Here is a 25,153-nt window from a genome sequence, read left to right on the forward strand (position 1 = left end):
GGAAGTCCGGAGGACTACCGGCGGCCGGAAGGGCACCGTAAGGAAGCTTCATTCAAGGCTGCGGCCACGCCACCGGCCGCCTCTGAGAGAAGGCCGCCAATCCCTCACGGTAGTCAGGAGTGACTGCACTCACCCGCCAAAGTTGATCTTCCAAAGCAAGACCATCCGCCAAGGTAAGGTATTGACTTCCGCGCAACGCGGCCTTCGCATTTCGTTGCGCGGTAGCACTTTTCGCGGCGATCGTGATTGCGACCGCATCAGCGTGGCCTGCCGCACTCACACCGCCGGGTGCAAGGACATCTACCACGCCATACCTGTATGCCTCGTCGGCGTCGATCCGCCGTCCGGTCATGATCAATTCCTTCGCCCGACCCGATCCAATCTTGCGCGGTAGTAGCTGAGTTCCCCCGCCGCCAGGAATAATCCCAATTCCCGTCTCAGGCAATCCGAATGAAGCTGTTCGATCAGCGATCAGCAGATCGCAGGTCAACGCCAACTCCAAGCCTCCACCGAGCGCTAGCCCGTGCACAGCGGCGATCGTCGGTACCTCAACATCAAGCAAGGCACATGTCATCGCTACCGATGAGCCGCGTGCCTCCATCATTGCTCTTGAATCCAACTCGAGTCGCTCTTTGAGGTCAGCGCCAACCGAAAAGGCATTTAACACAGTAGAACTGATCACAATGACTCTCACCCCAGAGTCTTCGACCAACTGCTTCATCGCTTTGGTGATTAGTTGCACCTGACTTACGGACAGTGCGTTTAGGGCAGTATGACGATTCATCCGAATGTAGCCGATACCCGAATCTGTTGTGCACGAAGTGACATCGCTCATGAACGCGACATTAGCGGGTCGAGGTCGACAACCACAACAACAGACCCTGCAACAACCACGAAAGGTCGAAATCTATGAAACAAACTATACGACAGCATGATTCGCAGTCGTCACTGTCGACTACCTCTGCGGTGACGAGTAGAACGCGATGAGTTCTCACAACGAGGCGAGTCACGAATTGCCTTTGGCGAATGTCCGTGTTCTCGACTTCACCCGCATTCTGTCGGGGCCGTACTGCACTCAATTCCTCTCGGAACTCGGAGCCGATATCATCAAGATCGAACGACCTACGGTCGGCGACGACACTCGTTCCTGGGGTCCCCCCTTCATCGACGACGACGAGGTCATCAGCGCCTACTTCGCTGCATTGAACCGCGGAAAATTCTCTGTGACACTGGACTTCACTGACGAACGTGGCGCAGCGATTGTGCGGAGCCTGGCCGCGAAATGCGATGTCGTGGTGGAGAACTTCCGTCCAGGAGTGGCGCAGCGCCACGGCATGAACCACGCACGACTGGCGGAGATCAATCCAGCAATCGTGACCTGCTCGATATCGGGTTTCGGAAGCATCGGCCCCTACGCCTACTACCCAGGCACCGAGATCGTAGTCGAGGGCATGTCTGGACTGATGAGCGTCACGGGCTCCCGCAACGGGGAACCCGTGCGTTTCGGAGTCGCGATGACAGATATAACCACCGGACTGACCGCTGCCGCGCAGATCATTGCCGCACTCAGCATCGCACGTAGCACCGGCGTGGGTACGCATATCGACACATCGCTATACGCCACTGCCATCGCAGCCCTGGGAACCTTAGTGGCCTCCACGAGCGTCTCCGGCGACGTTCCCGAACGCTGGGGATCACATCACCCCTCGATCGTGCCGTACGGCGGATTTCCCACGGCCGACGGTGACGTCATCACAGGTACCGTCAACGACCGGATGTGGCCGACCCTGTGCCGTGCGATAGGCGTCGCACACCTTTTGGAAGACCCGGAATTGGCGAGCAATTCCGGGCGCGTACGGCAACGTGATCGCGTCGAGAAGGCCATTGCAGAAGCTACAGTCGGGTTCACCACCGACGGCCTTGTCCGAATACTTCTCGATGCGGGACTGTTGGCAGCTCCTATCCGCTCGGTCAGTGAGATGGTGCACGATTCTGCTACGCGGGAACTGGGGTTACTGACCAACACCGCGGGCTACCCGAACCTGCTCACTACTCGATTGACCGGCCCTGGTGTTGATGCTGGCACACAGCAGATTCCGTCCCTTGGCGTAGATACGGCCACTGTCCTTACCGAACTCGCAGGTATCGACTCGGCGACTCTGGACGCGCTCCGCGACGCGGCGGTCGTCTGACACAGCACCTCGACCGGGACCGCATCTCAATACCTCCGCACTAGGAGTTCACCCTATGTCCGACTATTTGCCCCCAACACCACTACAGCATCACATGGGAGGGCACTGGCGGCCAGGCGGCACCACCTGATCGCTGACCAACCCCTCCGACTCCACCGAGGTTGTCGCGCAGGTGTTTCAGGCGAATGCAGCTCTGGTGGCCAGCGCTGTCGAGGCTGCTGCAGCCGCGTTGCCTCGTGCATCGCTGCATGGGCATGCACGAGAGTCTGCTCGAAGTGCCAACCGCCGGCGAACTTGCCGGAAGTCAGCGGAGAATCGCCGCGAATTACTGGCGTCGAACCCCGACAATGGATCGATGCGAAGTCCTCACGCTCTGTGCGGCCGGTCGAACCGTCTGCCACCCACACCCACACCCACACAAACATCCCGAAAGAACGGAGTCCTCATGACCAACAGCTCTCCCGGCATCCCTGCACTGTGGAGCGGCCAGGCCCACATGCCATCAGTTTTGGGTCGCCAGCTTGTTATCGTCGAAGGAACGGGCGCCTACGTCACCACTAGCGCAGGGCAAACACTGCTCGACGCCACGTCGGGGCTCTGGCACGCGAACATTGGTCACGGCCGCACCGAGATAGCCGATGCCGTTGCAGCTCAAATTAGAAAGCTTGAGACTTACCATGTCTTCGGTCGCTTCGCCAATGAGGTCGCTCTGACTCTCGCAGAACGACTTGTGAAACTCGCCCCTGTCGACAACGCCAAAGTAATCATGACAAGTGGCGGATCGGACTCCGCGGACCTGGCATTCAAGCTCGCGAGGCGCCATTGGCAGGTACAGGGGCGTCCTGACAAACGCATCATTCTCAGTCGCGAACGTTCTTACCATGGTCTACACGCGTTCGGAACCAGCGTTACCGGAATTGAATTCAATCGCGAGGGCTATGGAGGCCCATCCTTGGTGCCTGAAACCCGACGGGTTCCCACCCATGATCTCGACGGGATCGCCGCCGTGGTGGCCGAGGTTGGCGCAGAGAACATTGCCGCGATCGTGGCCGAACCCATCATGGGCACCGGAGGCGTGATTCCCCCTGCTCCTGGGTTCCTACCTGGACTGCAAAAACTAGCGAACGACAACGACATCCTCTTCATCGCCGATGAGGTAATCACCGGCTTCGGGCGTGCGGGCGCAATGTTCGCATGCGAACGATTCGGTGTCCAACCCGACATGGTGCTGATGGCGAAGGGCCTGACCTCGGGCTACCTTCCGTTAGGTGGACTACTCGTCGCACCCGGTATCTGGGGTCGATTCTATCGTGAGAATGCGCCAGTGTTCCGGCACGGCCTCACCTACTCCGGGCACGCAACCGCGTCTGTGGCAGCGCATGCCAACATTGACATCCTCGAAAAGGAATTTCTCGTCGAACGCAGTGCCGCTCTTGAGAGCGTTCTACACGACGCTCTCAGCTCTCTGTCGTCTGCCTCTGGAGTGCGCGAAGTACGCAGCGGAGTCGGATTCATGGCCGGTGTCGAACTCGACGAAGGCGTCAACGGCGAAGCTGTGTCCGAACATTGCATCGACGCCGGAGTGATTATTCGATGTTTGCCGGGCAATACTATGCAGATCTGCCCCCCGTTCATCGTCACAGAGGACGAGATCGACCGCATCGCCGAAACGCTAACCACAGCGATCGAGACTGTAAACGCACGCCCGACTGCTGCGGCGCGGGGGGTCTGAATATATGCGTTTCGCGAATCGGGTAGCGATCGTGACCGGTGCCGGTGCACCCGACGGAATCGGTGCTGCGGTCGCCAAGCAGTTAGTAGCTGAGGGGGCGAGGACAGTTCTGGGCGCAACGTCACAAAGGGTGCATGATCGGGCTGCTGATCTGGGCATGGCGGCAGTGGGAGTCGTCGCCGATCTGACCGTCGACGGCGCAGCCGACACTCTGGTCCAAGAGGCGGTTGGTCGTTGGGGCCGCTTGGACATTCTGGTAAACAACGCAGGTATGACATCGATATCGACTGGGTGGGACGCCGAGGGCGAGGTCACCGAGTTGTCCTTGAATCAATGGGGTGCCGCGATTTCGCGCAATGTGACAACCGCCTTTCTAATGTGCCGGGCGTCTGTTCCAGAAATGCGCCGGGGCGGGTACGGACGAATTGTATCGATAGGTTCGACTACCGGCACGGTCAACGCGATGCCTGGTCAGTCCGCCTACACCACGTCTAAGGCTGCCATGGTAGGCCTCACAAGGTCCCTCGCACTCGAAGTGGTCGGAGATGGCGTGACCGTCAACCTTATTGCTCCCGGTTATGTCTCCACTGGATCGCAACTCGATTTCGAGGCCAAGGCGGCAGCAGCGGGTCCGATGGGCCGAAGCGCCACCCCTGACGAGATCGCGGCGTGTGTGTCATTTCTAGCCCACGAGTCGGCTTCGTTCGTCACAGGATCTGTGCTGGTGGCCGATGGAGGTCATCACATCCCTGAGGTGTGGCCCGCCAACTGAGGCGTCCTGGTGACGCCAAACAGCTCATTCATCAGCTGATCTGTGTCACCAGGGAGACCAGGCGATGCTTATGGCACTGAACGTGTTCTTCGATAAGTTCGACAGCTTCGTGCGACCTCGCCTCCAGTGCGTCATAGATTGCGCGATGCTCGGCAAGGGTCGTATCCGGGTATGTTCGCGAATCTTTCCCCGACATCTCAAGAAGGGCCAGCGCGTACACCATCTGGGTGGCGATGGAGGCGAAGAAGGCATCAACTCGCGGGCTTCCCAAGAGCCCGATGACTCTGGCGTGAAATCCGACGTCGGCCTCAACGATCCGGCGATCGTCTGCGCTCGACATCGTCACAACCATCCAATCATAGGACTCAGCAAGTGACGCCAACCTTGAAGTACCCGTTCCGGGGGGCTGTTTGCACCACCATTGTGCGGCTCCGACTTCCAGAAGTCGCCTCGATTCGTACACGTCGACGATATCCTCGACACCGAAATCGATGACGTTAGAACCCTTGTGCCGTTGATGGCGTACCAGACCGTCGTCGCCCAGGACACGGAGTGCATCTCGAGCGGTACGTCTCGACACTGCGTAGTCGCTCGCAACTGCCTCTTCACGAAGCGGTTCACCGCGTCCAATTGAGCCGGACATAATTTTATCGCGGATCAGTTCGGCCACTTGTTCACCGGTGGTTGTGCGATCGGGGAGAGACCGCTCTCCAATCCCTCGAATCGATGCGGCCACGGCCCCTCCTTGCGGATATGTGAGTCAGGTGGTCAATCCTCCTATTATGCCTGTAGGACGTCCGACTCGTTTTTGTCGTCTTGTGCGGTGGCTCGGACCAGATTTACGACGAATGTGCCGTCTGCACGTATGCCGACGGCACATTCGTCGCGAGTCTTTCAGTCAGTAACCTTCGGTCAGCACCCTGTCGAGAGTATCGACGAAAAAATCCGCCCCGGTTTCGTCGAGACAGAGCGGTGGTTTGACCTTAAGAATGCACATGCGATCACCGGTGGGCTGCACCAGCACACCATAGTCGAGCATCCTCTGACAAATGGCCATCGCTTCCTCGGATGCGGCCTCCATCGTCGAGCGGTCTCGGACGAGTTCGACGCCGATGAACAGTCCACTGCCGTGAATCTCTCCGATCAAGGAATGCTTGTCGGTAAGACTGCGTAGGCCTGCCAGAAGTCGTGCTCCCACCAGAGCAGCGTTCGCCTGCAGTCCCTCGCCTTCGATAATATCGAGGACTGTAGTTCCCACGATCGATGACACCGGGCTACCGCCGGACGAAGAGAAGAACGATCCTTGCACACCGAACTTCTCGGCCAAATCTTTGGAGGTCACGACGACACCGAGAGGGTGCCCGTTACCCATCGCTTTGGCCATCGTGACGATGTCAGGCACGACGCCCTGCTGCTCGAATCCCCAAAACGAGCTCCCTAGACGGCCGTAACCCACTTGAACTTCGTCAGCAATAGCCAGACCTCCGAGTTCGCGCACCGCAGCATATACCTGTCGTAGGTAACTGTCAGGCAGCGCCATTCCGCCCGCGTTTCCGTAGACCGCTTCGGCGATAAACGCTGCTGGTGGGCGACCCACTGAAGCCATCTCTTGCAGGCGCTGCACAGCATCTTCGGCGTATCGGTGAGCATCCGAGCCTCGGTGTGTGCCTCGGTAAGCGTTGGCGGAGTCGACGAGATGCACCCATTCGGGCCGGGTAGTCAGGGCGGTGGGGTTGTCGGCGACAGAGGTCGAGATTGCATCTGCGGCATAGGTCCAACCGTGGTAGCCCTCACGCATCGCTACGACATCCCGCCGATCAGTCACGGCCATTGCTAACCGCAGAGCGAGGTCGGCAGCCTCGGAACCCGAATTCACGAGGAAGACGCGGTTGAGGGAATCGGGAAGTCTATCGGTGATGCGCTCGCAGAACTGGACAATTGCCTCGTAGTTGAAACGAGAGTTCGTGTTCAGTGTGCGCAGCTGACGGTTGACCGCATCAGCGATCCGTGGGTGGGAGTGGCCGACCACTGCTACGTTGTTGACCATGTCTAGGTAGCTGCGCCCGTCTGTCGACAACAGATGGTGTCTCCACCCACGCTCGATCTGTGGCGGGTCGTCATAGTAGTACTGCTGCTCCTCGGCGACCGTACTGCGGCGGCGCTGTAGGAGTTGCTCAGAATTCGATGCGGCCGGAGCAGGAGGCAGGCCTAACAATGATCTCGGGTCAGCCGTGAGACTCAGCCATCCCCGCGCCTGACTCGGGACAACCTGAGCTGGTACCGTGAACGCACCTGCCTTGCGGACCGTGAGTTGGTAGCGGTGGCCGGCCGTCAAGATGCCAAAGACGTCACCTGGTTCCAGCGACTCGACGACAGCATCAGTTTCTCTACTTTCGATCCGTCCTGATACGACGATCTCCGTGTCGGTCGCGCTAAAGATCAAATCGTTGCCGTCTCTGCGCACAGTACCTGCCCAGGGGGCCAACAATACTCGGTCCGCGGCGAACCACAACGCCATGCCGGTGCACACGGTTGCAGGCTCATCCTGAGTGAGGGGAGGTGCTGCGGGACTGATGGCGGCATAGCGAGTGAAGACGCTGTCTGCGCCGCTCCACAACTGCTTAGACGCAGCGACATCGAGTGTATCCCGAAGCAGCCAGGCTCCCTCGTCCCACACCGCGGAAGTCGTCGAGACATCCAGTTCAGTGGCCGAGGTGCAATCCGCGATGAGCGCTCTGGCATCTGCAGGGAATTCGATCAGATCGACCGGCATTCCGAGCGCACTGCGAATCAATGCCAACATGACATCGATCGGGACAGCCGTAGCCGTGTCGAACATACGCCATTCGCCGACCAGCGTCTCGACGGCATAGGAGTTTGCGGGATCGACCGCGACCTGCGCACTCCCGCTCGCGACCAGGGTCGCTGCCCGCAAGACGACCAGCGACCATAGCGCGTCGGCTTCCGTTGTCGACAGTGGCCGCACCCGATGGAACGCAGCAATCGCAGGCAGCGCGTCGTGGGCTTGGACATTTGGGTGTTGCAGCATCGCAGTCACCGTTGCCGCGAGCTCGTTGGCCGCCCAGGTATGACAGAGATCGCCGAAGTCCAACACACCGTCAAGCTCATGCGGTGCGTGTGGGGACCGCATCATGTTCAGCTCGGTGAGATCGGAATGGACCGACTGCATGGGCAATTGATCGGATACGGCATCGACTCGGGCCCAGGCCTGGGCGGCAGCCTCGGCAACGACGGCGCGTCTTCCCTCCTGTACGTACTCCAGCAGGGTTTCTGTGACGCGATCAGCATGCCGCATGTCGAATTGCAATGTCCGATAGACGCCGGAATGCTCAACGGAAGCCAGTGCACGGCTGACACGTCCCGATATCTCGCCCATCCTGGCCGCCGTGGCTGGGGATAAGTAGCTCTCGGGCGCGTCGATCGAACCCGGGAGAAACCTCAACACCTTCGCGATGCCTACCCTGCCATCCGAATCCATGATGGGTCGCGCGCCCTTGCCGTCGACTGCCGGAAGCAGCGTCGCCAGTCGAAGTTCGGGTTCGGCCTCTGCAATCGCCTGTGCAGCCATATCCTGCGCGTCGCTCTCCACTTCCGTGAACGCTGGATTCGCTATACGCAACACACCGACGCCGGTGCCTTCTGTGTCGAGCAAGAGGAAGTTCTGGTCCTGGTTACTTCCGAGCGGGAGCACCGTGACAGGATGTCCGAGGTAGGCCTCGGCGAATTCGGTAGCCTCCGCGGCCGTGATACGGGTTGGGATGATCGGAGGGGCGGCAAAGAAGTCGAATCCTTGACGATTTCTTGCGGAAGTCATTGCAGTTATCAACCTTTCAGAAACTCTGGAGTTTCGGCGACAACCGCTGTGTCGTCGAAGTTCACGTCCGGCGGTGGGCGGCGGAAACCTCGCGTCAACCACAGGAGATAGATCACGCCGATGCCGAGCCAACACAGACCGACCCGGAAGGCCGATCCCGACAAGTTGAACCATAGGAACAACGTGAGTAAGAACCCGATCGTCGGAGACACTCCGTACCGGAGCAGGTTTCGCAACCCTCGTTCACGTCGGTCGATTAAGAAATGTTTGACCACCGACATATTGACGAGCGAGAAAGCAGCCAGTGCGCCGAAATTGACGACGGAGAACAACCATCCCAAATCGGCTCGCAGCCCCACAAATGACAACACAGCGACGAACAGAGCTGCGCCGAAAGGCGTTCTGAAACGCCTGCTCACTTTGGCGAAAACACTTCGTGGTAACACGCCATCGCGACCCATTGCATACAGCACCCGCGAAACACTCACTTGTGTAGCCAGGCCGGCAGCAAGGCCTGCGGACAGGTAGGCGACCAGAAACACCGACTGAAACCACTGTCCTGCAACGACACCCATGATGTGTACCGAGGCGGAATCAGCATCGGGAATACTGGCAGGGTCGGGCACAATCAGGGTACTGATATATGATACAACGATAAACAAAACAGCTCCCACTACAACAGTGAGCAGGATGGCCCGAGGTACGGTGCGACGCGGATCGCGCGCCTCCTCCGACATCGTAGACACAGCATCGAAACCCAGAAACGCCAACGAAAGAGTTGCCGCACCTGCAAACAACGCCGTGGCGCTCATACCGTGACTGTAGATCGGCTCGAGCAGTGGAACGTCTGAGCGCTTCATGAGGTGAATCACCGCGACGATGGAGAAAAGAATCACGAAGATGACCTGGATGCCGACCAAGACGAGGTTGGCGTTACGAACAACCCCGATGCCAACGATACTCAGCACCGTGATCAGAGCAAGCATGCCTACCGAGTACACCCAAGCAGGGACCTCCGGAAACTCTGCGTTCAAATAGATACCGAAGAGCAAGTAGTTCGTCAGCGGCAGTAACAGGTAGTCAAGCATTAGCGCCCAACCGGTCAGAAATCCTACGTGCCCGCCGAATGCCCGGCGCGAGTACGCATATGCACTGCCGGCCACAGGGTAGGCGCGTACCAGCATTGCGTAACTCATGGCTGTGAACAGCATCGCGGCTGTTGTCAGGACGTACGCAGTGGGAACATGGCCATCGGTGACCTGGTTAACGACACCAAAAGTAGTGAAGACGACCATTGGCGCCATGTACGCCACACCGAAGACAACCAAAGCGGATACACCCATGACCCGCTTCAGCGCCGGACCTTGGGCATCGGCGACGTCGGCATCGCCAGCCATTTACTCCGCCCCCAGCGGAGCAGATTGGTGAGCGTGCGTACGGTGGCCCTCCAGCCAGGTGCCCAACACGGTTATGTCAGTGATCGCGGTGATGTCGACTGCACGCGGATCAGAAGAGAGCCAGACCAAGTCCGCCTGCCTGCCGACGGTCAGGATCCCTCGCTCATGGTCAGCACGTGCCTGATAGGCGACACCGCGAGTCGCGAGATCGAGCGCGGTGTCCAACGAGATTCGTTCCGAGGGTATCCAGCCGCCTTCTGGAGTGCCGTCTACATTCTGGCGCGTTATTGCGGTACGTAGACCAAGCAGCACATCGGGGCTAGTCACCGGCCAGTCACTGCCATAGCTCACAGGCGCACCCGAGTCCACGAGAGAACGAATCTGATATTGCTGGTTGCCTCTGACCTCACCGAGATGCGGCAACGTCAGGACCACCATGAAATCGTCCGCGGTGGCCCACAATGGCTGGAAGCACGCGATGACACTAAGAGCGGCGAAGCGGTTCAAATCGTCCGCATGCACAAGCTGGGCATGCGCGATCACAGGCCGCCGATCGCGGGGTCCATTGGTCGCGATCACGTGTTCGACCGCATCCAATGCCGAGCGCACTGCCGCGTCCCCGATCGCATGAAGGTGGAGCTCGAAACCAAGGGAATCTACCCATGCGGTGGCCGCCAAGAGGTCGTCGTACTCCCACACTGGCATGCCTCGACAGCAAGAATCGCTATAGTCCTCAAGCATGTGAGCGGTGCGATTCTCCATGATGCCGTCGACGAAAAATTTGATAGTCCGGCAGCTCAAATGCGACGACTTGGCAACCGCGTCGCGCAGCCGTGTCAACTCCTCGCGCTGCTCTTTCCAGCGCTTAGGGTCGGCGCGTTGCGCGAGATCCGCACGGCAAGCCAGCACACCAGCCTGATCGGCAGCCAACCATACTTCCACCTGCCCCGGGTCGACCCATGCGTCTTGAACCCAGGTGATACCAAGAGCGGCGAAATGTTCTGTGGCGTACTGCGCGGCCCGCACCCCGGCCTCAAGGGTGGCAGGAGGTGCGACGTCGAACACCATGTCGACTGCACCCCATTCCAGCAGTGTCCCGAGCACGCTGCCGTCCTTACGTCGACAGATGGTGCCGCCATCGGGATCCGGCATACCGTCTGTGATGCCCGCTAGTTGCAATGCGCGCGTGTTGCACCAAACCGCGTGATGGTCATATGACCGCAGGACGACGGGTCGATCTGGGACCGCGGCGTCGAGCCACCGCGCGTCGAATCGTCCGTCTTCAGCCAAGGTAGCGTCGTAGCTGCCGCCGATAATCCAAGGGCTGTCGGGGTTCTCCACCGCCCAGTTCGCCACAATCTGCACCATTTCCTCCACGTCGGTCGCCTCGCGAACTTGTGGTCCTTGTGCTTCGAGACCTGCGACGAGCGGGTGCGCGTGGCCGTCGCCGAAGGCCGGACCGAGGAAACCGCCTGATAGGTCCACGACCTGATCGGGAACGACCGCAGGGTCCCACTCCGCGACACGACCGTCGATCACCAGCAATCGATCAGCCTCCGAGTGCCCGAGTCCGCGCCAGACCGTTCCGTTGACAAATGTTGTTTTCAAAGCAACCTCCCTCAAATTGGTGATCAATTCACCAATTTGGTTACGATAAGGCCAACGCTTGAACTGCGCCACAAAAATTCAAAGAACGAAATGAGACGGGTTGGTTTCCAGCCGCGGAGGCCTACAGCTGCCGTGAGGGCTCAGACGCTGCGCCTGAAGCCGAGCCTCGGAAGTCCGCACCACCATCAATTGCCTCGCGAGCCTTGATCGCGGTCCACAACTCCGCACGACGGTGCGTCGAGTCGATGTCGCCACCCAGCACCTCACGAATACGCGCAAGGCGGCTACGCAGGGTGTGACGGTGAACATCGAGAGCCCTTGCAGTGGATTCGATTTGACCGTCATGTTCGAGATATGCGACCAGACTCTCTAATAGGGCGTGGTCGCTTGCGGAGTCATGTTGTACGCACCGTTCTAACGGCGTCAGCACTTGAGCGAGCAAGCCGAGCTCGTTAACCGAACGACTGCGCAGAAGCGTGGTGTAGGCATCAAGCGCGCCGTACTGAGTGTGCCGCCCGCTCGTAGCCGACCGGGCGGCCACTCGCGCTTGATCGACGGCCAAAACGATCGAGTCGATCTGTGTCACGGCACTTTGTCCGGTTCGCACCGTCACCCCGTGCGCTGAAACCAATGCATCGTGGATTTCGGCCCCGACCGCGACACCGCCGACGGTAAGTACAATTACCAGAACTCCGTCGATCACCGCCATGAGATGCGGTGTCCCACTACCGGTCAAGAGTGCCGCCACCGTGCGCTCAGCACTTTGGTGGTCGCGGAGTCCGTCCGTGACGATGACAACGCACTCGGCCTCGGCGTCAAACCCGAAGTAGCCGAGCACGTTTGGATCTGCCACGTGAGTCTTGATCAGTGCCAAAGTCACCGCCGTGCGCAGACCGTGCTCGGCACTCACAACCCGAGCGGGTTTGGACATGGCACTGGCAATCAGCACATGAGCATGCGCAATAAGGCGCCGCGCCGACGCATCGAACGACCCCGGGCTGACAACTGCAAGGTACCCCAACGCTGCCGAGCCCACGGCGATCCGCTGCAGACTGCACATGAGTTTCCCGTCGACAGTGATTTCTCTAGACCGACGTCGCAGCGGACTATTGGCTTGCTGTTCGGCCCATGCGACGGCCGTAGTGACGGCATGATTTGCGTCCGGACCCTGTGAAGCCACAATCCGCAGATCCGGCCCGACAACGACTACGGAGACTCCTGGCAGCGCATGGGCGAGGGCTTCGGCGACGCCAGCAGCACCAAAACGAACAACACTGCGGCTCATGGCATCCTGCGATTCGATAACATGCTGGAGTGCGCTCACACGAGACAGCGTCAAGGCATCTACGACGGCACGCGTGATGGCAATGAACGGAGTCGCCCGTGGTACGCGTAACACCGGAAGCCCCAATTCGTCGCCGACAGCACGAATCGCTTCCGGAACCTGCGCGTAGACAGTCCCGGTGTCGACGGCAAGCGCGGCAGGATTCGCGCGAGCCAACCGGCGAACATACGCATCCTGCTGCTCGGCGCCGTTCCCGACAGATATACCGGTAGTCAACACCAATTCACCGCCCGACAAGAACGGGCTGGGGTCTGAGAGCTCGCTCGAGTGGGCCCACTTGATACTCCGGTCCTGTCCTTCGTGCCCTGCGACTAAAGAGAGTCGCAGGGCTGGACTACGCACCAGTTCGCGCACCGTGAGTGCCATTTCGTGCGATCCAGCCGCTAAATACAACATGTGGGGACAGTGGATCCCAGGCAAGGGAGACGGATAACTAGCGAAGCTAGACGAACAAGCCGAGTGCCACGCATTTCGCTCAGAGCTGCCCGTCGAGGAAACCACGAGAGAGCCGGAGCACGTCTCGCCGCAAGGTGGGCAAACGCCCGTTCACCCACTCCACCTCTGGTCGCTGCCCCTTCCACCCCAGGCTAGCCATTCCACGAATGAGCCGGAACACAGGCAACAGGGCGACATCATCAGCACTAATATTTCGAACTGTGCGATAGCCATCCAGAAAGGCGCGCTCGCGGTCACCATCGATAGGATTTGAACAATTGTTTAGGGCTGCTGCCATGTCATACTGATGCCAGCCATAGGCAGCATCATCGAAGTCGATAGTGCTGACAACCCCTCGGTCATCGATCAGGATATTACGGGTAACCATATCGGCGTGAATCAGACTGTATGTCTTTTCGGCGCGCCCATAGGACGTCAACAAAATAGCGAGCGCATCTCGAGCCTCCAACAATATGTTCTGTTCGTCTGAAGTGAACCCGTGATATTCCCAAAACCGGCCCCAATGAGGCTCGTCACCGAGAAGTCCCGGAACATCAAGATGCTTACGCCGGAAACCCGCGGGAGCAACCCAACCGCTGGACTGGTTGTGAATCGCCGCCATGCTTGCGCCAATTTGATGCCAGTAGCGCGATTCTACATTCGAATCGACATTGCCTTCCAGGACCGAAGCCATTATGGTTCCCGGCATCCAGTGACTCATTGTCGCGAAGCGCTTCTCGGCTTCACCGCTAACCGGGGTAACCACGAACTCCTGGCCCTCAATGCTATTGATGGGGTCGGGCACTCGCACTCCAGCCGCAGAGAGCGCACGTAGCCACTGCCGTTCGGAGGTCATCTCGACGTCATCGTGGTACCCCGGCCGATGAAGCTGCAATGAATACACCGACTGCGTCGGCCCATCAATTACACGAAATGTGAGGTTTTCACTAGCCGAAACAAGGTGAACTTCAGCGTCGAAAAACCCGAAGCGAGCGCACGCAAGTATGGCAGCATCCATGATCACCACAGGTGCATCACCGGCGCGCATCGACTACCTCACAGACGTCTGAGAGCACCGCAAGGAACTCATCGATATGCCGGCGTTCAATCACTAGGGGTGGACGGATTTTTATCATATTGACATATGCGCCCGCTACCGAAGTCAAGAAGCCGCGGTTCTTAAGTAGCTCGACTAGAACTCTTGCACGTTCAGGGTCAGGGGACTTCCGAGGGGCGTCCCGCACGATGTCTAGGCCCAAGAACAGACCGACTCCTCGGACGTCACCAATCCAGTCGTACTTGATCGCGAGACTGCGCAGAGCCGCTTTCAATTCAACGCCGAGCGTGGAAGCGTTGATCAGCAGGTTACGCTCTTCGATCTCGTCAAGAACGGCAGTGCCAACCGCCGCCTGCAGTGGAGTCGAGGCTGCAGTGTTGAAGTATCGTGTCATCATGCGAAAGCGGTCGACGGTTTCGCGACTCGCCGCCGTAGCCGCTAACGGAAGACCGTTACCCATCGGTTTCCCTGTCACTACAATGTCGGGCACCAGACCTGCGACACGGTAGCCCCACCAGGTTCCGGTACGCCCGTACCCGGATTGAACTTCATCCGCAATAATCAATCCCCCTGCAGCGCGGATGATCTCGGCCGCCTTGGCCCAGAACCCGACGGGAACATCAGGTAGACCCTCATTGGCAAGGATCGGACACACCAGCAAGGCGGCGACGCCGACTCCGCTTCGTACCAGGCTGTCAACGGCCGCGGTCAGCGATCGGATGTAGAAGTCACAGATTTCTTCCTCATCGACAGCGTCGCCTTCCGATCGGTAGAGGTCTGGAAACTGAAAGGTTCTCACCTCTGGATAGGCTGCGGGGTCTGCTATAGCTTTAGTAAATCCGTTGATCATTTCACTGCTGCCGTGATAGTTGGCATTAGTAACGATTACCCCGCGCCGACCAGTGACTGCGCGTGCCATGCGCACCGCTACGTCATTAGCTTCGGTACCGCTGTTACTTATCACGACGCTTTCGATCGACGGGTCGTGCAGAGCGCAGAATCGCTCAGCGAAAGAGACGATACCTTCATGTAAGTAGCGACTATGAACATTAAGCGTCAACTGCTGACTACGCATGGCCTCGACCACTCGCGGATTGCCGTGCCCAACACTCGGCACGTTGTTGTACATGTCGACGTAGCGCCGCCCGTCGGCGGCGAAGAGATAAACGCCTTCACCCCGCACGATTTCGAGCGGTTCTGCATAGAACAGTCGGGCTCCGTGACCTAGCGCGCGGTCCCGTCGACGTTGAAGTCCATCGCCAATTCGGTCATGGCACCCTTCAGCCGAGCTAAGTGAATCGGTGTGTGTCATTAGTCCTCCAAGAATCTGTTGCGTTCCCGCTGGGTCTAGTTGCCTAATCGATGCATGGATTCAAGCGATTCTCACCGGGCCTGCCTATGGGCTACGAGCGCGATACTAAGTTTGAACCGGCAGGAGGTCCTGCCGGTTCGGGGCGTCAGAGAAGGCAAACTACGAACTCACTCGATCCACCATTCGAATGATCGGAAATCACCGAGCCCTAGCATCCAGCCAGGTCCTATTCCTCGCACATTATTGGACGCTGCGTTGGTCTGCAGTCCTGCCGCCCACATGATGTATGCGCCAGAGTCAAATTGCTTCTGCTGTACTTGCTTCCACAGATCTGTCGCTTTTGCCTCGTCCGGCTCACCAGTTGCTCTGGCGAGTAGAGCATCGAGTTCAGGGTCATTGGTGTGCGTGACGTTTACCGAGGCGCCAGAGATAAGATTCTGCTGGTATCTGGATGCGAGCGAAGAGACAGGGAAACAGTCTTGTGCAAGCAACATGTGCCCGTACAGAAGCGACGGATCGAAGTACGAGGCAACCGGCTCCTTTTTCACATCAATTGTCACTCCAGCCTGGCGGGCTTGCTGAGCGAAAGCCAATGCCGACTCCTCAACTCCCTGCATCGCCGGGGACGTCTGCAGGGTGACTTGCAGGTCACTCATGCCCGCTTCTGCCAGCAACTGTTTAGCTTTGTCGATGTTTTGCGTCCGTTGCGGAATAGCATCGTCATAGAAGGGCAAGCCTTTTCCGAACATGTCATTCATCACCACGCCAAAGCCGCCGAGCGCAGAATTGACGAGACCTTGCCTGTCGGCAATTAGCCGCATTGCCTGCCGAACGCGGGCATCGTCGAAAGGCGGTATGTCTTCACGCATATAAAATACGTAGTTTGGCCCGCTCTGGGAGGCAACGACCTGATACTTTTCGCTCTTGATATTGGCTCGAGCAGTGGGGTAAGATAAGGGGCTGATAACGTCGGCCTGCTGACCGAGAAGGGCATTCTCCAATGCCGACTGATCGTTGAACGACATGATCGTCAGATTGTCCAGATACGGCTTGGGCTGATCCCAATAGTCGCGGTTGGCGCTTAGTGTGGTGATTTGCCCCGGCTTGAATTCGTCGACACGAAAGGGACCTGTACCGACGGGACGCGAGAAATCAGTGGTACCGTCTTGAATCATCACTTGATTGAATTCGATGAATGACTCCCAGAGTCGCGCAAGTGGGCGGTTCATGGGTACGTTGACGACGAAGTCACCGCTCTTGGACAGACCTTCGAGGTCGATAGCTTCAACGGATGAACTACCCAGGCTCGAAGGATCACCCATGTGGCGTAGGCTGTAAATCACATCGTCGGCGGTAAAAGGCTTACCATCGTGCCAGACCACACCTTCTCTCAACGTGATATGCCAAAGGGTTGCGTCCTCGTTGCTGTCCCACTTTATCGCCAGTCCAGGCTCAGTCGTAAAGTTCGGACCGATCCGAACAAGTGGATCGTAGACTGCGTACACCCGAAGCGCATCGATGGGAGATGCGACGAACTGGGGATTAAGAGTCTCGCTGGACCCGCTACCCATCATGGCAATACGCAACAATCCACCCGGCTTAGGGGTTCCCATCTTAGTTCCCAAACCGTCCGGTCCCACCATTGGGCTACTGCCCGCTGGGGCGGACCCCCCCGCGCAGGCAGTCATTGCACCTGCAAGCGTAAGGGATCCAATCACGGCACCCGCGCCGAGCAAGAACCCTCGGCGTCCTATCTGAAAATTTTCTTTTTCCATAAGGTTTCATCTCCACTCTGCGACGGGGCCGACAGGACAGTCAGCCGTTAGCCAATTCCTGCAGCGATGGGTACTCCAGTGCTGCAGTGAAGTAGCTGCGGGCGCCCATTACCAGCATGCCGTCGCTACCGCTGAGCCTGCCGGTGGTGCGATGTGAAACGCGATCGACGACCAAGATTCCATCGGCCGGAGCACCGCGCTCATGCCACTTGAAAATCAACAGATCGTCGTCGAACACGTAAGTGTCCGTCTCTGCGACATCCGTTTCACCCCTCTCGGGGCCTACCAGGCACTGCCAGACGTTTGTGTGCTTGCTGAGGTAGACGTGCTCGTACACCTGGTGTTCGCTGTAGAAGTGGATCGCGCGCTGGCTTACCAAGACATCCGACGGGTGCAGTTCGACGATTTCGGCGTCTCCGATTGCGCCACTAAGGAATACTGTGTTCGCCTCAGGCAGACTCTCGTCTCCCTCGAAGTAGCCGGGACCGAACGTCGTGACCACGGCGAGGGCGCGGGAACGCTCGGTGTCGACTACGAGAAGGATGTCCTCACGCGGCTCTCCCTTGCTGAACGTCACGGCGAAGATGTTGGGGCGGACCTCTACGGTGTGTGAGTCCTGTGTGCCCGTTTCACCCTTTCCTTGTCCTTCGAGCACGGTCCACGTCATCGTCGCACCGGCGTTGAACTCGTGACGAATCTTCCAGCCGTTGACGAAAGAGAGGTCGTAGCTCTTGCCATCGAGGCTCGTGCTGGCGGGCCAACGTCCGTCCTCGAACTCCTCGCCGACTCCGCCTCCATCGGGATCTACGCGCCAGTTGAATTCCCGCAGGGGGATGTACTGCTGCTCGGACAGGTTGAATGCGTGCATTGCTGTTCCTTTCGTTGTGGTTGTGCCGACACGAGTAAGTCGTTCTTGCCCAGTGAAATTCCCCGACGGAGCGTCACGGGAGCGATAACGTCTCGCGCTAGTTGGCGGCATCGGTGTCGTGATGAGTTTTCGAACAACTCACTGCGCAACGTCGAAGCCGTCATGACTGCGAGCGCTGCCGACGAAGGCTAGCGTTGGCGCGGCCTTGAGCATTGAGGCAGTTCGGTCGCTTGTGGGGTTCGCGAAAACATCTTCGACATAACCACTTTCGCACAAGTTACCGCTTTCCAAGACAAGCACACGATCAGCGATTGTGGCAACTACCCCGAGACTGTGCGTGATGAACACCAACGCGAGCCCCAAAGTCGTACGCAGCTCATTCAACAGGTCGTTGACCGCGGCCTGAACTGATACGTCGAGAGCCGATGTGATCTCGTCACAGATCAGCACGTCGGGCCTGGCCGCCAAGGCCCGGGCGATCGCTACTCGTTGACGTTCCCCGCCGGACAATTCGGTGGGCAGCTTGTCCGCCACCCGGGCCGGCAACCGCACCTGATCGAGCAGAGTAAGAGTCTCCTTACGGGCATCCGCGGAGGTCAGCCCGTGCAGCATCACGGCGGGCCGCGATACCTCCGACACGATGGATTGTCGGGGATTGAGCGACTCGTATGGGTTCTGGAAGACGATCTGTACCCGTTGGCGCTGTTCACGAGTCCGCTTGGCCGCAGTGGTCGGCAACACTGCACCGTTGAGCGTGATCCGTCCGGCAGTCGAGGCATGCAAACCCGCAATGGTACGGGCAATCGTCGTCTTTCCGGATCCGGACTCACCCACCAACGCAACGCATTCGCCCCTATGAACGTCGAACGAAATATCTTGTGCTGCAACATAGGTTCCGCTTCGACTTTTGTGCACCGCGCGCAGATGGTCGACGGAGAGGACGGGTCGATTTCGGGTGACTGTGCGGTCCGCTTTCCGCGGTCGACGGTGGTCAGGAGTTGCGGCGACCAACCTTCGGGTGTACTCATGTTGAGGATCACCTAATACCTGCGCGGCAGAACCGATCTCAAGTATTCGACCGTGGTACATAACCGCGATTCTGTCGCAGATCTGTGAGACAACCGCCAAATCATGTGACACATAGATCATCGCGATTTCTTCTTCGCGGCGCAGTCGTTGGATCTCATCGAGCACCTTCGCCTGGGTGACGACGTCCAAACCTGTCGTAGGTTCGTCGAGCACAACAAGCGGCGGTTGGCACGCCAGGGAATTGGTGATCAGGACTCGCTGCTGTTGACCACCGGACAACTGGTGTGGGAATCGGCTCGCGAAGTTGTTTTCGGTCGGTAAATCGACACGCCGCAATGCCTGCAGCACATCTTCGTCACCGGCTGAGCGTCCGTGTTGACGCAGAACATCGGTGATGTTGCCAGAAATACGCAGCGATGGGTTCAGATTGGTCCCAGGATCCTGTGGGACGTGCGAAATCATCCGGCCCCGGATGTTGCGCGCAGCGTACTCATCGTTGAGTGGCACGTTCTGACCAGCGATCGAAACCGATCCGGAGACGATAGACATGCCTGGCCGGGCATACCCCATCAGCGCCAGTGCAGTCGTGGTCTTACCAGATCCAGACTCACCCACCAGGCCAAGAGTCTCGCCGCGATGCAGGTCAAAGGAGACGCCGGGGATGATGATCCTGCCAGCATTGGACTCAATGATGAGATCTCGCACCGTCAAGAGCGGCGCAGTGTCGAGTGAAGTCATTTGACCGAATCCGTTCGCACAGTGATCGTTTCGGATGCGGCGAGCTCCAAAACTGAACCGATCCTTTCGCCGCTTCGACCAAGCGCCTCAGAGATCGCATCACCGATCAGATTCACACCAATGGTCAACATGGACAGCATTACCGCTGGCGCGATGATCGACAAAACATTCAAGGACAATATGGGACGGTTCTCGGAAATCATCAAGGCCCAATTGGAAGCGGGAGCCTGCAACCCGAGATTGAGAAAGTTAACCGAGGCGACCATGAGAATCGACACGGTAAGTGTCAGTCCGAAATTGGTGATGATCGGGGTAGCAATATTCGGCAGTACCTCTCGACGCAAAATCGATATAGATCGCTCGCCTCTCGCAACAGCCGCCTCGACATAGGCGCGAACGCTGACTTCACGAGTCGCGGTGTAAACGATGCGTGCGACACCGGGCGCGAGGACGATTGCCACGCCAACTACCAAGGTCATCTCGCCTGTCCCCACACTGGTAGCTGCGATGAGAAAGAAGAGCAACGGAGGGAAGGCGAGGACAACATCGACAGTGCGCATCAGTATCGGGTCGAGAAAGTTTCGTGAATAACCCGCGAACAGTCCGATGCTCACTCCCGCGATGTAGGCAAGCAATGTCGTCGCAACCGACAACCATAGAACGCTCCACCCACCGTTGAGCAGTCGACTCAGCAGATCATGCCCAAGATAATCCGTACCTAGCGTATATCCATTACCTGGGGGTGCGCCGGGCACTCCAACGATAGCGACGGGGTCATAGGGTGCCGTCAGCGGACCAAAAACTGCCACACCGACTACTACAAGGACCAGCCCCAGACCAATTTGTCCACGACGGGTTCGAGCGAAGGAGAGTATTCGTCTCATGCTTCTGTCCTCAGTTTCGGCACCAACAATACGACCGCAAGGTCAGCCGCGATGTTGATCAGGATGTAGATGGCGGCGAGAATCAACGCAATCGCTTGCACCTGCGTGTTGTCGTGCGAATTGACCGCGTTGACAATCTGGGTTCCTATTCCCGGATACTGGAACACCGCCTCAGCAACGATCACTCCGCCGAACAAATATTGGATACTGAGTGCGAAGATTTGCACACTTGGTGCCAAAGCATTGCGCAATACGTAGCGACGAAGAATGCGACGTTCCCGGATTCCGTTGAGCCGCGCCATCTGGACGTAGTCAGCCTTAAGTACCTCGATGGTGCCCGCTCGCAACAGGCGCACGGTCCATCCCACTGAGGTGAGCAACAGCGTCAGCACTGGCAAGGCAAGTAACGTGGGGTTAAGCAACGGAGATTCGCCGGGAGGCAACAACGACAGCGGTGGAAACACATCCAACCCGACGAAAAAAACTGCGACGAGAATCGCCCCGACAACGAATTCGGGCAAAGACACTGCAATCAAGCTCGCAGTCGAAACCAGATGATCCTGCCAACGATTAGCGCGTACGCCGGCAAGAACCCCGAGAAACATGGACAAGGGCAGAAGAAGTGCCACCGTGGCGGCCGCCAGACAAAACGTGTTGAACAGTGGCGTGGCGATGAGCTCGCTTACCGCCGTGGTTTGACCCTGTGCGGCTGCCACCGCAGAGAATCCGAAGTCACCGCGTACGACATTGAATAGCCACGTTCCATATTGCACGAGCAGAGGCTTGTCGTAACCAAGGGTGTGCTCGATCGCTGCCACCGCTTCAGGTGATGCCTGCCTACCGAGCACCGCCGTGGCCGGACTTCCTGGAAGTATGACCGTACCCATAAACACCAAGACTGACGCCGCCCACAGTGTCAGCATCCCTATTCCAAGGCGCCGCAGTACCATCCAAGCCAATGGATGGATCAATCCCCGCCTACCGCGCGGCGTGCGTGGCACAGGGGGTGCCGTCGGCGCGGTAGCCACGCTACTCATTCGCAACTCCCGGCGAACTCACCAGCACTGATCCCAACCATGGCGTGATCAACCTGCAAGTCCTGAAAGTGATGCACGTTATATGCGTCATGATGACAATTATTACACCCACCTGCCCAGATTCCGCAATACCCCTTGTGAAGGACGTTTTTCCGACTGAACACCCCTGTCTCAACCGGCGTTCACCTCGACTTTGACTGAAAAAAGAGCATATTTTGACATAAATATGTGACCGGTCTAACATCATCGGTCATCCAGGCACGTACCCTTCTGACGAAACGAGAACCGAATGAAGCGGCAAACCACCCACTCCACCAGGGACAGATGGTGTGAACGAGTCTGCACTCCAGGCAGATTCGTTCCCTCCTGCCCTCAGGTCGGATTGGCGGTCAACGAGTGACTCGTATTGCATGCTGCCAAACCCACCCGACAGTTGGGGACCTTGCGGCAAATGTCGACGCGATTACAACCCAGTTAAGCGCCGCCACCGGTGCGGGCGCCGATATCGTGGTGCTTCCCGAACTGGCAACCTCCGGATACATGCTTGAGGACCGCGCTGAAGCGCAGTCGACTGCTCTCACCACGAACTCCAAGGTATTCGATCAGTGGGCGGCGGTACTCGGCGATTCCGTTGCAGTCGTTGGCTTTTGCGAACTTGGCGACGACGGTTCGCTTTTCAACAGCGCTGCACTACTGGATTCGACGGGCCTGCGCACGATTTACCGCAAGACCCATCTCTGGGACCGAGAAAAGCTTATCTTTACGCCAGGGTCTTCTCTTCCGACCGTTACGGTTACGGAGCACGGTCGACTCGCCATTATGGTTTGCTACGATTTAGAATTCGCAGAAGTCAGCCGGTCCGTCGCAGTTAGGGGGGCCGAAATAATTATTGCGCCTGTCAACTGGCCACTTGCGCCGCGTCCCGAGGCCGAGCACCCTGGCGAGCTGATAACGGCCATGTCAGTGGCACGCACTAACAAGATCGCCGTTGCAGTATGCGATCGTACTGGTACTGAACGGGGTCAACTGTGGACTACAGGCACTTCAATCATTAACCCTGAAGGGTGGATTGTCGCTTCGGTCGGTGCCTCGGTCGGCATGGCTGTGGCAGACATCGACCTCAGCACGACGCATGATAAGTCTTTAACCAATTTTGCGGATGCGTTGGCCGACCGCCGGCTTGACTTGTATTGAGACGATCACATTCCAATGAGTCCGAAATGGTCTACCGCCCAGGTATCTTGGTCGACTAGATCGTAGGTCTGAACGATGCAAAGTGGCGCGCATTACGAAACGATCATGAAAATTCCAAGTCTCTGGCCGCCGCTTCTATGCCTTGAGCGATTCTCTGGATGTGCCTTCTCCAACAGACGAATCGAGGCCGCCCGCCCACAGCAATCGGTGTCTTCCGGCTATAGTCAGCGCCTGAGTGCACGCTCCGAGAAGACGTCCACGCAGACACGCAGACTAGTGGCATCGCCACGTTTCCGAGAACCGTCACCCTATCAAGATTTCTTGCTTAATTGAAGTCGTTTATTGACCCCTTCACCAGACGATCAATTCCTGTCGCAGGCGCACAAAGACTTTCACCCCTCAACATCGTAAGGAGTTTCTTGTGTTGGATAGTGAATCACCTACCGGCCTCAACGCACATGTCGAGGCCGGAAATACCGGCATCGAGCGTAGATCGATAGATTGGATTCCCAACAGCGAGCGTCACGGAAAGGTCTCCAGCCTAGGTGGCATTTGGTTCGTCGGGAACGTCAACCTGACCTCAATGGCGACCGGGGTCACAGCGTTCACCTTCGGCGCAGGTTTGTTTTGGACGTCGGTCGCCGCAGTCTTAGGGATCTTATTCGGAACATTCTTCATGGCATTTCACAGTGCTCAAGGCCCTCATCTCGGGCTGCCACAGCTGGTGCAATCCCGCGCACAGTTCGGGTTTCGTGGCGCAGCGATTACCGTGTGGGTCGCCGCGTTGATCAATTACATCGCTTACAACACCAGCGATGCGTTGCTTTCCGGCGCGGCACTGCAGGAACTCGTCCATCTCCCCGCCAACATCGGCTATCCAGTCGTCGCCGCAATATCAACAGTTGTCGCCCTTTACGGCTACCGATGGATTCACAAGGTGAACGCTTGGCTCACTGTGCCGATGATTATCGTCATGGTGCTGATTACCGTTGCCTGCCTATCCAACGTGAACATGTCATGGTCATTGTTGTCCCCGACACCATTTCGCCTAGCTCCCTTCATGTCAGTTTTCATCATAATGGCGGGCTACCAGATCGCTTGGGCACCTTATGTTTCAGACTACTCGCGCTACTTGCCAGCTTCTACGGGCATTCTCCCCACGTTCAATTGGACATTTTGGCCGAGCGCGATTTCGGGGGTATGGGTCCTTGGCATCGGAGTCGTCATCGGATCCGTTGCGCCCAATGTCGACCCGGTGCAGGCACTGGTGTCCGCCACACAGTCATTGGGCCCGATATTGTCCTGGATCTGCGTAGCAGGTCTGGTCATGGGTCTTTTCTCGGTGATGGTGCTGAACCAATATGGCGGCAGTATGAGCATGATATCCATTGTCGACTCGTTCCGACCTGTCGAATCATCTCGACGCATCCGAGCTTTCACACTGGCTGCGATGTTCATCATCGTGTGGACAGCATCACAATTCATCGGCATCGAGCGATTCAATTCTTTCTACTCCAACGCCATCGTATTCTTGACCTATGCCTTCATTCCCTGGACCGCGATCAACCTAGTCGACTACTTCTGGGTGAGGCGCGGGCAATACTCGATTCGTGAGTTGTTCCGTCCCACAGGTATTTACGGTATGTGGGGATGGCGTGGGACTACCGCCTATGCGGTGGGTATCATCGCAATGATTCCGTTCATGGTAACCACTCCCTTCGTCGGGTTCGCAGCAAGCCGATTGGGATCGGTAGACTACTCGATTCTTTTAGGCTTGCCGGTATCCGCTGTCGTCTACCTCATTCTGGCACGGTCTCTCGATCTCAAGGCTGAACGATCGATCGTCGCCGCCGAAGGGCTCATCGCCAACGTCGAGACGAACGATCCACGGGTCTCAGACGCATAATAGGACGCATAATAGAAGGTTCGTCCAATCTCTTTCC

18 protein-coding genes are annotated in these 25,153 nt (G+C 58.1%); 5 read left to right on the forward strand and 13 right to left on the reverse strand.

Going from position 1 to position 25,153, the window contains the following annotated elements; translation table 11 throughout:
- Window positions 1–52: 52 nt before the first annotated feature.
- Complete coding sequence (locus tag ACFWEM_RS31775; protein WP_378539654.1) at window positions 53–835, reverse strand: enoyl-CoA hydratase/isomerase family protein; 783 nt, start codon at window positions 833–835, stop codon at window positions 53–55.
- 148 nt (window positions 836–983) lie between these two features.
- Between ACFWEM_RS31775 and ACFWEM_RS31780 the strand changes: the two genes are divergently transcribed.
- From ACFWEM_RS31780 to ACFWEM_RS31790, 3 genes are all read left to right on the forward strand, one after another.
- On the forward strand, window positions 984–2,192 hold the full coding sequence (locus tag ACFWEM_RS31780) for a CaiB/BaiF CoA transferase family protein (protein ID WP_378539655.1): 1,209 nt from the start codon (window positions 984–986) through the stop codon (window positions 2,190–2,192).
- A 445-nt stretch (window positions 2,193–2,637) separates the two neighbouring features.
- Window positions 2,638–3,924, forward strand: coding sequence for an aspartate aminotransferase family protein (locus tag ACFWEM_RS31785; protein ID WP_378539656.1), 1,287 nt, complete (start codon window positions 2,638–2,640; stop codon window positions 3,922–3,924).
- Between the two features lie 4 nt (window positions 3,925–3,928).
- Complete coding sequence (locus ACFWEM_RS31790; protein ID WP_378539657.1) at window positions 3,929–4,696, forward strand: SDR family NAD(P)-dependent oxidoreductase; 768 nt, start codon at window positions 3,929–3,931, stop codon at window positions 4,694–4,696.
- Window positions 4,697–4,727: 31 nt separating this feature from the next.
- Here the strand turns inward: ACFWEM_RS31790 and ACFWEM_RS31795 are convergent, their stop codons facing one another.
- The 12 genes from ACFWEM_RS31795 to ACFWEM_RS31850 all read right to left on the reverse strand — a co-directional run bounded on the left by ACFWEM_RS31795 (window position 4,728) and on the right by ACFWEM_RS31850 (window position 22,016).
- Window positions 4,728–5,366 (reverse strand): GntR family transcriptional regulator, encoded by a 639-nt coding sequence (locus ACFWEM_RS31795; protein ID WP_378539658.1) that lies wholly within the window; start codon window positions 5,364–5,366, stop codon window positions 4,728–4,730.
- A gap of 228 nt (window positions 5,367–5,594) precedes the next feature.
- The gene (locus ACFWEM_RS31800) at window positions 5,595–8,531 is read right to left on the reverse strand and encodes an aminotransferase (protein ID WP_378539659.1); all 2,937 of its coding nucleotides are present in this window, start codon (window positions 8,529–8,531) and stop codon (window positions 5,595–5,597) included.
- A gap of 8 nt (window positions 8,532–8,539) precedes the next feature.
- The gene (locus tag ACFWEM_RS31805; protein WP_378539660.1) at window positions 8,540–9,928 is read right to left on the reverse strand and encodes an APC family permease; all 1,389 of its coding nucleotides are present in this window, start codon (window positions 9,926–9,928) and stop codon (window positions 8,540–8,542) included.
- Window positions 9,929–11,608, reverse strand: coding sequence for an amidohydrolase (locus ACFWEM_RS31810; protein WP_378539661.1), 1,680 nt, complete (start codon window positions 11,606–11,608; stop codon window positions 9,929–9,931).
- Window positions 11,609–11,657: 49 nt separating this feature from the next.
- Window positions 11,658–13,247: a PucR family transcriptional regulator gene (locus ACFWEM_RS31815; RefSeq protein ID WP_378539662.1), complete on the reverse strand. Its 1,590-nt coding sequence runs from the start codon at window positions 13,245–13,247 to the stop codon at window positions 11,658–11,660.
- A 109-nt stretch (window positions 13,248–13,356) separates the two neighbouring features.
- Complete coding sequence (locus tag ACFWEM_RS31820; protein WP_378539663.1) at window positions 13,357–14,364, reverse strand: phosphotransferase enzyme family protein; 1,008 nt, start codon at window positions 14,362–14,364, stop codon at window positions 13,357–13,359.
- Window positions 14,351–15,685 (reverse strand): aspartate aminotransferase family protein, encoded by a 1,335-nt coding sequence (locus ACFWEM_RS31825; RefSeq protein ID WP_378539664.1) that lies wholly within the window; start codon window positions 15,683–15,685, stop codon window positions 14,351–14,353. Before ACFWEM_RS31825 ends, ACFWEM_RS31820 begins: the two co-directional genes overlap by 14 nt.
- 167 nt (window positions 15,686–15,852) lie before the next feature.
- Window positions 15,853–17,328, reverse strand: coding sequence for an ABC transporter substrate-binding protein (locus ACFWEM_RS31830; protein WP_378539665.1), 1,476 nt, complete (start codon window positions 17,326–17,328; stop codon window positions 15,853–15,855).
- 172 nt (window positions 17,329–17,500) lie between these two features.
- Window positions 17,501–18,328 carry a MoaF C-terminal domain-containing protein gene (locus ACFWEM_RS31835; RefSeq protein ID WP_378539666.1) on the reverse strand — a complete coding sequence of 276 codons (828 nt, stop codon included), beginning with the start codon at window positions 18,326–18,328 and terminating at the stop codon, window positions 17,501–17,503.
- A gap of 138 nt (window positions 18,329–18,466) precedes the next feature.
- Window positions 18,467–20,095: an ABC transporter ATP-binding protein gene (locus ACFWEM_RS31840; RefSeq protein WP_378539667.1), complete on the reverse strand. Its 1,629-nt coding sequence runs from the start codon at window positions 20,093–20,095 to the stop codon at window positions 18,467–18,469.
- On the reverse strand, window positions 20,092–20,979 hold the full coding sequence (locus ACFWEM_RS31845; RefSeq protein WP_378539668.1) for an ABC transporter permease: 888 nt from the start codon (window positions 20,977–20,979) through the stop codon (window positions 20,092–20,094). The genes ACFWEM_RS31840 and ACFWEM_RS31845 overlap by 4 nt, the downstream gene beginning before the upstream one ends.
- Window positions 20,976–22,016 carry an ABC transporter permease gene (locus ACFWEM_RS31850; protein WP_378539669.1) on the reverse strand — a complete coding sequence of 347 codons (1,041 nt, stop codon included), beginning with the start codon at window positions 22,014–22,016 and terminating at the stop codon, window positions 20,976–20,978. The genes ACFWEM_RS31845 and ACFWEM_RS31850 overlap by 4 nt, the downstream gene beginning before the upstream one ends.
- Window positions 22,017–22,412: 396 nt before the next feature.
- On the opposite strand from ACFWEM_RS31850, the gene ACFWEM_RS31855 reads away from it, so the two are divergent.
- Entirely contained in the window at window positions 22,413–23,210 is a 798-nt protein-coding gene (locus ACFWEM_RS31855) for a nitrilase-related carbon-nitrogen hydrolase (RefSeq protein ID WP_378539670.1), read from the forward strand.
- 421 nt (window positions 23,211–23,631) lie between these two features.
- Window positions 23,632–25,116 carry a purine-cytosine permease family protein gene (locus tag ACFWEM_RS31860; protein ID WP_378539671.1) on the forward strand — a complete coding sequence of 495 codons (1,485 nt, stop codon included), beginning with the start codon at window positions 23,632–23,634 and terminating at the stop codon, window positions 25,114–25,116.
- Window positions 25,117–25,153 lie beyond the last annotated feature (37 nt).

Source organism: Rhodococcus sp. NPDC060176, from assembly GCF_042728675.1.
Taxonomy (GTDB): Bacteria; Actinomycetota; Actinomycetes; order Mycobacteriales; family Mycobacteriaceae; genus Rhodococcus_F.

Bases quoted from the DNA above. Each gene is read 5' to 3' on its own strand.
- ACFWEM_RS31775 (WP_378539654.1), bottom strand. From the start codon at position 835: ATGAGCGATGTCACTTCGTGCACAACAGATTCGGGTATCGGCTACATT.
- ACFWEM_RS31825 (WP_378539664.1), bottom strand. From the start codon at position 15,685: ATGACACACACCGATTCACTTAGCTCGGCTGAAGGGTGCCATGACCGA.
- ACFWEM_RS31790 (WP_378539657.1), top strand. From the start codon at position 3,929: ATGCGTTTCGCGAATCGGGTAGCGATCGTGACCGGTGCCGGTGCACCC.
- ACFWEM_RS31840 (WP_378539667.1), bottom strand. From the start codon at position 20,095: ATGACTTCACTCGACACTGCGCCGCTCTTGACGGTGCGAGATCTCATC.
- ACFWEM_RS31845 (WP_378539668.1), bottom strand. From the start codon at position 20,979: ATGAGACGAATACTCTCCTTCGCTCGAACCCGTCGTGGACAAATTGGT.
- ACFWEM_RS31835 (WP_378539666.1), bottom strand. From the start codon at position 18,328: ATGCACGCATTCAACCTGTCCGAGCAGCAGTACATCCCCCTGCGGGAA.
- ACFWEM_RS31780 (WP_378539655.1), top strand. From the start codon at position 984: ATGAGTTCTCACAACGAGGCGAGTCACGAATTGCCTTTGGCGAATGTC.
- ACFWEM_RS31850 (WP_378539669.1), bottom strand. From the start codon at position 22,016: ATGAGTAGCGTGGCTACCGCGCCGACGGCACCCCCTGTGCCACGCACG.
- ACFWEM_RS31805 (WP_378539660.1), bottom strand. From the start codon at position 9,928: ATGGCTGGCGATGCCGACGTCGCCGATGCCCAAGGTCCGGCGCTGAAG.
- ACFWEM_RS31820 (WP_378539663.1), bottom strand. From the start codon at position 14,364: ATGCGCGCCGGTGATGCACCTGTGGTGATCATGGATGCTGCCATACTT.
- ACFWEM_RS31800 (WP_378539659.1), bottom strand. From the start codon at position 8,531: ATGACTTCCGCAAGAAATCGTCAAGGATTCGACTTCTTTGCCGCCCCT.
- ACFWEM_RS31830 (WP_378539665.1), bottom strand. From the start codon at position 17,328: ATGGTGGGACCGGACGGTTTGGGAACTAAGATGGGAACCCCTAAGCCG.
- ACFWEM_RS31785 (WP_378539656.1), top strand. From the start codon at position 2,638: ATGACCAACAGCTCTCCCGGCATCCCTGCACTGTGGAGCGGCCAGGCC.
- ACFWEM_RS31815 (WP_378539662.1), bottom strand. From the start codon at position 13,247: ATGGCACTCACGGTGCGCGAACTGGTGCGTAGTCCAGCCCTGCGACTC.